This window comes from Caproiciproducens sp. MSJ-32, assembly GCF_018918055.1.
Taxonomy (GTDB): Bacteria; Bacillota; Clostridia; order Clostridiales; family Clostridiaceae; genus Clostridium.
On record NZ_JAHLPS010000070.1, the window covers coordinates 25454 to 37363 of the forward strand.

Below are 11910 nucleotides of genomic sequence, written 5' to 3' on the forward strand. Positions count from 1 at the left end.
GAAATTATACTGTATATATTATTAATAACTTACTCTATTAATGGGGAGGCAAGCTATGAGCAGGCAGGGGAAAAATGAGAGCTCTAATAAAAATTACAGAAAAGAGTATCTACTAAAAGATGGTTAACAACTTATAATAAGAACTCCAGAGTTAGAGGATGCAGAAGATTTAATAAATCTGATGAAAGCCCTTGCTTCTGAAACAAAATTCTTAGCCCATGAAGTTGATGAATATAGTATGATTTTATTTTTAAACAGCATAAAAAACTGATAAAAATTTGATATAGCAAGTATTCTTTATACTTAGTCATAGGCATCTTTGTTAAAAAGAAGGTGTCTTTTTATTTAATAGCAAAGCTCCATTTTTCCTGATATAATGATATTATCAGACAAATTTTGAGAGGTGAAACAAATGAGAAAAGCCACAGTTAAAGGACTTAGAAGCAAAGGAAAAAGCTTAATTGGGACACTATTTCTTATAGTTACTATGTCAGTATTCTTTGCTGGATGTTCTTCTTCAATTACAACAGATAATAATGGACAAAGTGCCCTTGTTAAGCAAGAGGGATTCTTAAAGGAGACTGAAGAAAAAAATAAAGAAACAGCTTCTAATAAAGTAAATGGAAGTTTAAAAATACATTTTATAGATGTTGGTCAAGCAGATAGTATTTTAATAGAGCAGGGCAGTGAAGCAATGCTTATAGATGCTGGAAATAATGATGATGCGGAAGTGTTAAAAGCTTATCTTAATGGACAGAATATAAAGGAACTTAAATATTTTGTTGGAACCCATAAAGATGAAGATCATATTGGAAGTGCAGATATTGTTATAAATTCCTTAAAGGTAAATAAGGTATATTTCCCAAAGCAGACTGCAACTACAAGAACCTTTGAAGACTTTGTAAAGGCAGTAAAAAACAAGGGCTTAAAGCTTACAGTACCTTCTGTTGGAGAGAGTTTTAAGTTGGGAGAGGCTACAGTTACAGTACTTGCTCCAAATAGTTCCTCTTATGAAGATGCCAATGATTATTCAATAGTCTTAAAAGTTACTTATGGAAATACATCCTTCTTATTCACTGGAGATGCAGAAGCAGTATCAGAAGATGAAATGCTGTCAAAGGGTATGGATTTATCAGCTGACTTATTAAAGATCGGCCACCATGGAAGTCGTTCTTCTACAACTGAAGCCTTCTTAAATAAGGTAAATCCTAAATATGCTGTTATAAGTGTTGGAAAGGACAACAGTTATGGACATCCAACTGAGGAAGTTATGAATAGATTAAAGGCTCATAACATAGCTGTTTATAGAACTGATGAAAATGGAACAGTAGTTGCAACAAGTGATGGAAAGAATATAAGCTTTAATGTTGAACCAGGAAGCTATGCTTTTGCTTCTTCAAGCAACAGCTCAAGCAGTAAATCTAATAGTAATACAAGTAGTAAGGCTGGCAGTAGTTTTAATAGCAGCTCAAGTTCTAACACAAGCAACAATACTAGTACAAGTGGAACTGGCAAAATTAAGGGCAATATAAATTCAAAAGGTGAGAAAATTTATCATATGCCAGGTGGAGCTTATTACGATAAAACCATAGCAGAAGTTTGGTTTTCAACTGAAGAGGAAGCTCAAGCAGCAGGTTTTAGAAGATCTAAAAGGTAGGTGTTTATTTTGAAAGTAATAATAGACAGATTTGAAGGAGATTTTGCTGTCTGTGAAAGGGAAGACAGAAGCATGATAGACATAGAAATTTCTAAAATTCCTTCAAAGGCAAAAGAAGGATATGTGCTGGACATATCTGATGATATTATTACAATAGACCTTGAAGAAACTGAAAGAAGAAAAAGAAAGATAGAAGAACTTACAAAGGATTTGTGGAATTAGAAAGGCTATAGAAAGCTTAGCACTAAAGATTTATTAGGGCTAAGCTTTTTATATTTTTAGGTTATTATAAAAATGCAGTTTATAAGAAAATTGTGTAAATAAACAAAATTTTAATTGTCTTTTCCTATTATATAAAGATAAATTGTTTAAAGTTCCAAAGTTCCTCAGAAAGCTTAAATAAGGATTGATATTACCTTTCTAAAAGAATATAATTTCAGCAAAGGTTATAATAAATTTTTCCTTAATGACTAAATAAAGGAAGGAGAAATTAGCATGAATTTTGCAGCAATTATACATGAAGCTAAAAGCAATCTTGCCTATGCCTATGATAAGGAGACCCTTCATGTAAGAATAAAAACTGGCAAAAATGAAGTAAAGAATATTGAAATATTAGCAGTAGATCCCTTTAACTGGATTCCAAGAAAGGATGGAAGCGGCATATATGATTTTGATATAGCCTCAGTATATAAGATTAAAATGGAAAAGGAGCAGATTACAAGAGATCATGACTGCTGGTTTGCAGAAATTAAGGATATAAAGTGGAGAAGAATTAAATACTGCTTCATCCTGGAAAATGATAAGGAAAAATATATCTATGGAAGCCACTACAGGCATCCATACACAGAAGATAAGGATAGACTGTATGACCTATCAAATTACTTTAACTATCCCTATATAAATGAAGAAGATTTATATAAGGCTCCAGACTGGGTAGAAAATACTGTATGGTATCAGATTTTCCCAAAGAGCTTTTATGGGGGAGAAAAGAGCAAGGAAGGAACTTTACAGGGAATTATAGAAAAGCTTGATTATATTAAAGAAGCTGGCTTTAATGGGATATACCTAAATCCAATCTTTGAATCCCCTAGCCAGCATAAGTATGATACTACAGATTACTTTAAGATTGATAAGGAATTAGGAGATAATGATACCTTTAAAAGACTTGTTGAGGAAGCCCATAGGCGAGGAATTAAGGTCATGCTGGATGCAGTCTTTAACCACTGTGGCTTTAACCACCCTTACTGGCAGGATGTAGTAAAGAATGGGAAGAAGTCTAAATACTTTAACTGCTTCTATGTTTTGAACCCTAATAAGCCAATAGTAGCAGGAGAAATAATAAATGGTAAGCCTCAGGCTGTAGCAAGGGAAGAATTAAATTACTTTACCTTTGCCTACACCCAGTCCATGCCAAAGTGGAATACAAGTAACCCTATTGCCAGGGAATATCTTTTAAAGGTGGCAAGCTATTGGGTTGAAAAATATGATATAGATGGCTGGAGGCTGGATGTTTCCAATGAGGTATCCCATGATTTCTGGAGGGAATTAAGGAAGAGATTAAAGGCTATTAAGCCAAGCCTCTATATTCTAGGAGAAAATTGGGATAATTCTTATCCTTGGCTAAGGGGAGACCAGTTTGATGCTGTTATGAATTATGAGTTTTCAAGGCCTATCTGGTCCTGCTTCCGATTAAATAATAAGGAAAAAATGAAATACAGCCTAGAGGACTTAAAAGTTGAATTAAGCAGGCTCTTAGTAAGCTATCCAAAGCATTTAACAAGAAATCTCTTTAACCTTCTAGACAGCCATGATACTGAGCGTTTCTTTAGCTTGGTTCAGAAAAGAGTAGAGCTTGCAAAGCTTGCCTACTTAATACTACTGACCTTTCCTGGCTCTCCATCTATCTATTATGGCAGTGAAATTGGCATGACAGGGGGAGAACATACCAACAGGCAGCCAATGATCTGGGAGGAAGATAAGCAGAATAAGGAGCTTTTCTCCTTTATAAAAAAATTAATCCAGCTTCGTAAAAAGTATGAGAGCTTTAGGTCAGAAAATCTTAGCTGGATAGAACTTGATGGCCTTGATAATGTCTTAAGCTATAAAAAGAAGGGCAGGGAAGAAGATTTATATGTGATTTTAAATATGGATGAAAAAAATAAGAAGTTTAGCCTTCCAGAAGAAATGAGAAATTTAAAGCTTAGGGACTGTCTTGAAGATAAGGAGCTTTTATTAGATAGTGAGATTGAACTTTTCCCATATGATTATAAAATTTATTTACTAAAAAAATAGCTATTTCAGCAATTGAGCCACAGCTTGTGGCTCTTTTTATATAGATAAAACTAAGGATAATAGATTTTAAATAATTAAGGTTATTTTTTTAAAAATAGAATATTGAGGAAAAAAGTAAACGTTTAAAATAAGGGTGTAAATGGAATTCACCCAAATCCTATATTAACAGGATTTGTTTCATCATTTATGAGTGGAGGATTTAATTTATTTTTAGTATGGTTGGCATCAATAACTATACACTTCCTATTGTATTTGCCATTCTTTAAAATTGATGATTCAAAGGCATATAAGGAAGAGCAATTATTAATTAAAGAGAAGGAGCTGGTATAAATGAGTTTCCCAGAAGGGTTTTTATGGGGAGGAGCAACTGCTGCAAACCAAATGGACTATACTACTTTAGGCATTACAGAAGCATCAAATCTACAAAGGCAGCAACAAGCTATTTATCATGTATTATTAGCTAGTGCCAAGGCAGTTATTCTAGGTCATAAGATTAACCCTGATTTCAAAATAGGACTAATGGTAGCTAATATATTATTCTATCCAGAAACATGTAATCCTAATGATTCTATTAAGACAATGGAAGTGGATAGAATGTTTAAAGATTTTTATCTAGATGTACAAGCTAGGGGCTATTATCCTTCTTATAAGCTTAAGGAATTAGAAAGATTAAATATTAACTTAGTTAAAGAAGAAGGAGACGAGGAGTTACTAAGAAAGGGAGTAGTAGATTATATTGCCTTTAGTTACTATAATTCAGCTGTAATTTCAACAAAAGAAAGTAAAGAAAAATCTGCTGGAAATCAACTTGGAGGAGTTAAAAATCCATATTTAGAAGAATCTGAATGGGGATGGCCTATTGATCCTCAAGGAATTAGACTTGTTTTAAATAGATTATATGATAAGTATCAAAAACCATTAATGATTGTAGAAAATGGCTTAGGAGCTATAGATACAATTGACGAAAATGGTGAGATCAATGATGATTATCGCATTGATTATTTAAAGAAGCATATAATTGAAATAAAGAAAGCTATTGAATATGATGGAGTAGACTTAATGGGATATACCCCATGGGGATGTATTGATTTAGTATCTGCCGGCACTGGAGAAATGAAAAAGCGATACGGTTTTGTCTATGTTGATATGGATGATAAAGGTAATGGAACTTTAAAGAGACTAAAGAAAAAGTCCTTCTACTGGTATAAAAGGGTCATAGAATCTAATGGAGAATGTCTTGACTAAATAAAATATTATAAATTTAAAGAATAATAGGAGCAGGGAATGATATATAAGAGTGATATACTAAATATATTTAAAGAAGAAGAAGTAATTCATATAAACTATGTAAATGATTACGAGCCTTTTGAAAAGGAAGGTCCTTGGAAAAAAGATCTTAACAACATTTGTGTTTATAATGAGTGGTTTTCTACTGAAAAAAAGGTAGTTGGAAAGCATTGGCATGAATCACTTGAAATAATCTATGTTGTTGAAGGCTCTCTTGAAATCACTACTGCTAATGAAAATATACCATTAGGAGCTGGTGATGTTGGAGTTATAGGTGGAAGTATATTACATGGAACCAAGTCTTTAACCCAAACTCTTTGTCATCAATGTCTGCATATAAGATATGATTTTTTAGTAAAATACTTAGATTTTGATAAGCTGTCAACAAAGGCATTCAAAGTAAAGGATGTATCGAAGTTCTTATTTTACTATAAAAGTGTTATTCAGTATTTAGATAAGACAGACTATGTTTCTAGAATGAAATACCAGGCAAATCTCTTATTATTGCTGATAACCATTGTTGAAGATGAGAATTTTGCTTATAAAAGTGAAATAAGCAGTAAGGTTAATGACTTGATTCATAAAGTTATATATTACATTAACTGCAATTACAAAGAAAATATTACTTTAAATTCAATAGCTAAATATTTTGGATATACGCCTCAGAATATTGCACTATTATTTAAAAAATATGTAGGCAAAACAGTTTATAGTTATTTAACGGAGATAAGGCTTGAAAATGCTGTTTACCAGCTTGTAAATTCAAAAAAGAATATCATTGAAATAGCCTTGGAATGCGGTTTTCCAAATGAAATGGCCTTTATAAATAAATTCAAGGCAAAATATAAAACAACTCCGAGTAATTATAGAAAGCAAGTGGCTAATAAATTAAAGTAATAAATTAATATCAATTTTAAGGGAGAAGAGGGAATGTATTTAGGAATAGATATTGGCGGGACTTTTATTAAATATGCCCTTATAGATGAGGAAAATAAAGTTATAAAGAAGTGGAAAAAGGAAACAAAATTAAAGGAAACAAAGGATGAATTTTATGACTATTTATGTGAGGGATTGGATAAATATGAATATGAGGCAATAGGTATTTCAGCCCCAGGAGTAATTGATAGTAATTCAAACATTTTATCTAAGGCAGCAGAAAATGTGCAGATTATGTACGGAACTAATGTGAATTTAGAAGTTTCAAAGAGATTAAAGAAAAAAGTAGCCACAATTAATGATGCTAAAGCAGCAGGCTATTGTGAGTTCTTATTAGGAAATGGCAAGGGGACTCGATCAAGTGTCTACTTCATTATTGGGACAGGCATTGGGGGCTGTGTATGTGATAGCCAAGGGGTTATTCAAGGTGTAAATGGAATGGCTGGAGAATTTTCAGGCATAGCATTATCAAAGGATAAGGATAAGCCACAATTTTGGGCAAGCGTTGCTTCCATACCAGCTTTGGTTAGAATATACAATGAAAAAGCTAATGAAAATCTTAAATATGGTACTGAAGTATGCAAGAAGTATTTAAACAATGAGGAAATCGCTATAAAGGCAATGGAGGAATGGGTAGATAATATATGTTTATGTTTTTATAACATTATATTATTTATTAATCCAGAAGTTATATGCTTAGGCGGTGGAATTAGTGAGGAAGACTGGTTTATAGACCTTGTTAAGGAAAGATTTACTAATATGGAAAACACTTTTCTAGAAATATGTACAACTAAGATTAAGCGATGCTTATATGGCAATGATGCTAATCTTTTAGGAGCTGTATTATATTTAAGAAGAGAGAATAATTAAAGTATATTTAGAAGAAGCCCTAAAATGCCTTGAAAATAATTATGAGAAATAGGGGGAGAGTTATATGAGGAAATATCCACTAGAATATTTAGATATCCTTAAAAATGAAACTAAAAAAATTATAAATAATGGAGTTGAAATAATATTAAAACCAAGTCCAGGGGAGAAAAGAGAGGGCTACTTGGATCCTTGTGAAAAAGCTGTTCTTGATGCAAATTCAGCATCAAATGCATTTAAAGATTTTAGCATTCAAAGCATTAGAGACAGTATGGGTTTTGCAAATTTAAACCTAAATACTGTTGAAATATATACAAAGTTTGAAACAATAAATTGTTATGGAAATGAAGTAGGCCTATGGAGATATTATCCAAGACTTATGGAAAGAACTGCTAATAAAGCAGCCTTAGTATTTTTCCATGGTGGGGGCTGGATTGGCGGAACCACATATGTAGTAGAAAATTTCTGCAAATTAATAGCAGAAAGAGCTAACTGTGTAGTATTTAATGTAGATTATTCCTTAGCACCAGAAAAGCCATATCCTAATGGGCTAAATGATTGTTACGGTGCAGTAAAACATATTTATGAGAATGCTGAAAAGTATGGAATTGATAAAAATAAAATAGCAATTGGTGGAGATAGTGCTGGAGGAAATTTTGCAGCAGCAATAGCCTTGAGGGCAAGGGATGAAAAAATACCTATGGTGGCTTTACAAGTATTAATTTATCCATGTGTAGCCCTTGGCGATGCTTCTGTTCCAGGCTATAAATGGTCAAAGGAAGCCTTCACCATTGCTCCAGAACAAGAAGAGCAAATCAGTCCTATGTTAAACTTAGGAAAACCTGAAAGTATAGAAAATAATCCAATTAAAACCTTATATTTAAAAGATAGTAATCTAGTATATAACCCTTATGTAAGTCCAATTATGGCAGAATCCCATAAAAATCTTCCTAAGGCAATTTTAGTGGGAGCTGAATTTGATGGACTTACAATACAAGTAGAATTTTATGCAAAGCAGCTTAAGGATGCAGGAGTTGATGTTACATGCTATCGTTATAAGGGCATGACCCATGCCTTTATTGACAGATTAGGCTATGTAGCTCAAGCAGAAGATTTAGTTGATATTATTTCTGAGGCTATTAAAAGCCTAAGTTAAGGAAGTAATAATAGTCATAAGAAAGCCGATGCTTAGTAAAAGAAGCATTGGCTTTTTTTGTCATATAATTTAAGAGACAACAGCTATCTACTGTTAATATTTCTATAAAATAAAAAAGGCAATACTAAAACTAGTATTATCTTGCAATTTCAATAATTTTTATTCCTATCTCTCGATAGGTGGCTGTTCTCGCAGATATTTCAATCTCCTTCAATGCTGTCTATGGGTCTCAATTTAGTTTTAAATGAAGGAATAAATAATAGATAGAAACTAATAAACATAAGATAAAATGAGAATAAAAAAATAGTTGGGGGTTAATATCTTATGGGGTAAGGCATATGCAAGGCGTTTCAGCTCATATAGTACAACTTAAGCCAAAGGGAAAAAATAAAAGGTTAGAGTGTAGATTAAGTTATAGTAATATTTGTCAATACAATAAGTCAGAACATTACCTAACAAAATGCGTGGGTAAGCGATGCAAATATTATAGTACTACATCTAGAAATAAGGATAATAAAAATCAAACAGGAAGTTATATAGATAAAAGTATACATCCCTATCTTAATAAAACTATTACCTTAGTATCCTTAAAGACCAAGAAAGAAGTTAAAATAAAGATAGTAAAAGATAGTGAGGAGATTCCTTTTGAAGGGTTATATTCTCAAAGTTCTAAACTTGGAAAAGCCTTAATAAATAAAATCATGGGAGATATAATAATTGTAGAATATAAGAATGATAAATTTAGATATAAGATAAAGGCAATTGGTTAAATAATGCATATCTAAATTATTAAAAGAATAGAGATAATTTAAATCAATAAAAATACTAAGGAGATGTCAGTGAAAATTGTTTCTTTTATAAACTACAAAGGAGGAGTTGGGAAAACAATTTTAGCATCAAAAATAGCAGCAGATTTAGCTTTAAGAGGAAAAAAGTATTATGTATAGATTTAGACTAACAATCAAATTAAAAAGGCTGTATCAAAGGAATTAAAAATCCTTTGATACAGCCACTTTTTTATTAGTTAGCAAAATTCTCTTCTGCTTGCTTCCAGTTAACAAGCTTCCACCAATTTTCAATATATGCAGGACGCTTGTTTTGATAATTTAGGTAGTAAGCATGTTCCCATACATCTAAGCCTATTATTAACTTATAGCCATCAGAAATTGGACTGTCTTGGTTAGCTGTACTCATAATTTTTAGATTTCCTTCGGCATCTTTAACTAACCATGCCCAGCCTGAACCAAATCTTGCTGCAGCTGCTTGAGCAAATTGAGCCTTAAATTCTTCTACTGATCCAAAAGTTTTAACTATAGCATCAAGTAAAGCTCCTGATGGTTCTTGATTATGATCTGGAGACATTATGCTCCAGAAGAAGTCATGGTTGTAAACTCCTCCAGCATTATTTATAACAGCTTGTCTAATATCTGCTGGTATTGCATCTAAGTTCGATAATATTTCCTCTAAACTCTTTTCATAGAATTCAGGATATTTTTCTAAAGCCTTATTTAAATTGTCCACGTATGCTTGATGATGTCTGTCATGATGTATTTCCATTGTTAAAGCATCGATATATGGTTCTAAAGCATTATATGCATATGGTAATGGTCTTAAACTAAATTTATTCATATATAATCACCTCATTAATAACATTTATATAAATTATTGATAAACTTAATCGATTAATAATTATTATCAATTAATATCTTTGATTATATTATACATCAAAATATAAATTTGTCTAGACTAAATTTTCAGATAATTTGAAAAAATTATAAGTTTTCAGATCCTATTCCCCTTGCTCCAGTATCAAATGGAAAAATTAAGTTTACCAGAATTTTGTTATGACTATTATTATGAATTTGATAAGGAGTATCAAATAGCCCGCTGCGATCATTGCCATAAGTTAATTATGTCTAATGATGATGCTTATAAATTTGAGGATGATATTATTCATGCTGACTGTCTCTATGATTATATGGAGAAGTACAAGCTTAGATGGTAACTAAAGGGGAGGAGCTTATTATGGAAAGGTTAAACTATATACAAAATGAATATATGCAGTCTTTTATATTTAACAAAAGAAGTTCTAGAAGGCCCTACAAGCTAGACTGTGAGATTTTAATAAAAAGAAGACACAAATGAAAAAGCTACAAGAGGCTAAGATTTGACCTAAAGGCCTTAAAAAGGGAAGAAGCAGAAATTTATAAAAGATATTTAAAGGAGACAAGCTATAGAAAGTTTGAAATAAAGACAGAATTAGATAATTAAAAAGCTTAGGAGAATTGTAAGTCAAAAGTATAAAGGGAGGATATTATGGCTATTTTCAGGGCAGTAAAAAATAAAAACTATACAGTAATTCACAATGGTTTCTTAGAAGACAGGAATTTAAGCCTTAAGGCAAAGGGTTTGCTTGCTTACTTTTTAAGCAAGCCTGATGATTGGAACTTTTACTTGAGAGACATAATAAAACATGCTAGAGATGGGAAGGACAGCATTTCAACAGCCATAAAGGAATTAATGGAATTCGGCTATATAGAAAGAATAAGAAAGAGAGATGAAAGGGGCAAATTCACTGGGGGATATGAATATTTAGTTTATGAAGTCCCAAGGGAAAGAGAAAGTTCTGAAGATGGAAATAATCCACTTTGGGAAGAAGCCATACTGGAAGAAAGTGAAATAAAAAGTTCAATAAAGGAAAAGCATAGGGCTGAAAAATGGAATGTGGATAGTTCTAATGCGGAGAAATGGAATTCGGAAAATAGCAAGGAGCAAGAGCCGAATTCGAAAAATCCGCCCCTACTAAATACTAAATCTATACTAAATACTGATAAAGAACTAAATACTGAATATATACTAAATACTAATACTACAACAAATACTGATATAACTAATAATAGCATAGAAGCTAAATCTAAAAGTTATGAAGGCTCTGAAAAAGAAGAAGAAAGATTAAGTTGTAGTTGTAGTTGTGATAATGAAGGCATATATAAATTATTTAGAGATAATGGCTTTGGAAAAATAAACGAGATAACAAGGGAGCTTTTAGATGACTGCATAAAAAATTACTCAGAGGAAGCTCTAAGAGAAGCTATGGTAGAAGCAATAAGACATAATAAATATTCGTTAAGCTATGTGGAAGGCATACTAAAAAACAAGTTTCAAAAGTCTAGAGAGAAAGAGGGGATAAAAGGTGGAGATGCTATATCAAGTTATGAAGAAGAACTTCGAAGAAGGGGATGTATCCTCGACCTTGACGACTTGTAATATCTGTGGGGAGAAAACACAAAAGATTCTAGAACTCTTTGGAAGAAGCATGAGGGTGAAGGTTTTATGCAGCTGCAAAAAGAAGGAGCTAAAAGAGCAGGAGATAAGGGAGAAGGAGGAAGAAAAAAGAGATAGACTAAAAATCCTCCTAAAAAATTCCCTTATGGAAAGAAGCTTTTATGACAAAACCTTTGAAAACTGGGACTTTAAGAAGGGAGATAAAAGGTTCTATAACCTTGGCCTTAAATATGCTATTAATGCTAAAATAAAAATTAACAAGATTACAAATATAAAACTTAACAGAATTGCAAATGAAATAGTATAATTATCTCCGACGTAAGGAGGTAATTAGCATGATAGAAACAATAAAGGCAGAACTGAACATTTTGAGGTGCTTAAATATGAAACCAAACTATAGTGACTTAGCAAGAAAATATGGAGTTTCAAG

13 protein-coding genes are annotated in these 11910 nt (G+C 32.0%); 12 read left to right on the forward strand and 1 reads right to left on the reverse strand.

Annotated features, from left to right (window positions below; genetic code table 11):
* Window positions 1-412 precede the first annotated feature (412 nt).
* The 9 genes from KQI16_RS08245 to KQI16_RS08285 all read left to right on the forward strand — a co-directional run bounded on the left by KQI16_RS08245 (window position 413) and on the right by KQI16_RS08285 (window position 9142).
* The gene (locus KQI16_RS08245) at window positions 413-1657 is read left to right on the forward strand and encodes a ComEC/Rec2 family competence protein (protein WP_286172991.1); all 1245 of its coding nucleotides are present in this window, start codon (window positions 413-415) and stop codon (window positions 1655-1657) included.
* A 9-nt stretch (window positions 1658-1666) separates the two neighbouring features.
* The gene (locus tag KQI16_RS08250; RefSeq protein WP_216433497.1) at window positions 1667-1879 is read left to right on the forward strand and encodes a DUF3006 domain-containing protein; all 213 of its coding nucleotides are present in this window, start codon (window positions 1667-1669) and stop codon (window positions 1877-1879) included.
* Window positions 1880-2152: 273 nt separating this feature from the next.
* The gene (locus KQI16_RS08255) at window positions 2153-3949 is read left to right on the forward strand and encodes a glycoside hydrolase family 13 protein (protein WP_216433499.1); all 1797 of its coding nucleotides are present in this window, start codon (window positions 2153-2155) and stop codon (window positions 3947-3949) included.
* Window positions 3950-4279: 330 nt separating this feature from the next.
* A complete protein-coding gene (locus KQI16_RS08260) occupies window positions 4280-5194 on the forward strand; it encodes a family 1 glycosylhydrolase (RefSeq protein ID WP_216433501.1) in 915 nt (304 codons plus the stop codon).
* Window positions 5195-5233: 39 nt separating this feature from the next.
* Complete coding sequence (locus KQI16_RS08265) at window positions 5234-6133, forward strand: AraC family transcriptional regulator (protein ID WP_216433503.1); 900 nt, start codon at window positions 5234-5236, stop codon at window positions 6131-6133.
* 33 nt (window positions 6134-6166) lie between these two features.
* A complete protein-coding gene (locus tag KQI16_RS08270; protein WP_216433506.1) occupies window positions 6167-7042 on the forward strand; it encodes an ROK family protein in 876 nt (291 codons plus the stop codon).
* 64 nt (window positions 7043-7106) lie between these two features.
* On the forward strand, window positions 7107-8195 hold the full coding sequence (locus tag KQI16_RS08275) for an alpha/beta hydrolase (RefSeq protein ID WP_216433508.1): 1089 nt from the start codon (window positions 7107-7109) through the stop codon (window positions 8193-8195).
* Between the two features lie 338 nt (window positions 8196-8533).
* Window positions 8534-8965 carry a GreA/GreB family elongation factor gene (locus KQI16_RS08280; RefSeq protein WP_216433510.1) on the forward strand — a complete coding sequence of 144 codons (432 nt, stop codon included), beginning with the start codon at window positions 8534-8536 and terminating at the stop codon, window positions 8963-8965.
* 69 nt (window positions 8966-9034) lie between these two features.
* A complete protein-coding gene (locus KQI16_RS08285; RefSeq protein ID WP_330654179.1) occupies window positions 9035-9142 on the forward strand; it encodes a ParA family protein in 108 nt (35 codons plus the stop codon).
* A gap of 73 nt (window positions 9143-9215) precedes the next feature.
* On the opposite strand, the gene KQI16_RS08290 is transcribed toward KQI16_RS08285, so the two are convergent.
* The gene (locus tag KQI16_RS08290; RefSeq protein ID WP_216433512.1) at window positions 9216-9824 is read right to left on the reverse strand and encodes a superoxide dismutase; all 609 of its coding nucleotides are present in this window, start codon (window positions 9822-9824) and stop codon (window positions 9216-9218) included.
* 184 nt (window positions 9825-10008) lie between these two features.
* On the opposite strand from KQI16_RS08290, the gene KQI16_RS08295 reads away from it, so the two are divergent.
* The 3 genes from KQI16_RS08295 to KQI16_RS08305 all read left to right on the forward strand — a co-directional run bounded on the left by KQI16_RS08295 (window position 10009) and on the right by KQI16_RS08305 (window position 11787).
* A complete protein-coding gene (locus KQI16_RS08295) occupies window positions 10009-10200 on the forward strand; it encodes a hypothetical protein (protein WP_216433514.1) in 192 nt (63 codons plus the stop codon).
* Between the two features lie 311 nt (window positions 10201-10511).
* Window positions 10512-11462 (forward strand): DnaD domain protein, encoded by a 951-nt coding sequence (locus tag KQI16_RS08300; RefSeq protein WP_216433516.1) that lies wholly within the window; start codon window positions 10512-10514, stop codon window positions 11460-11462.
* A complete protein-coding gene (locus tag KQI16_RS08305) occupies window positions 11410-11787 on the forward strand; it encodes a hypothetical protein (protein ID WP_216433518.1) in 378 nt (125 codons plus the stop codon). Before KQI16_RS08300 ends, KQI16_RS08305 begins: the two co-directional genes overlap by 53 nt.
* The last annotated feature ends 123 nt before the right edge of the window (window positions 11788-11910 follow it).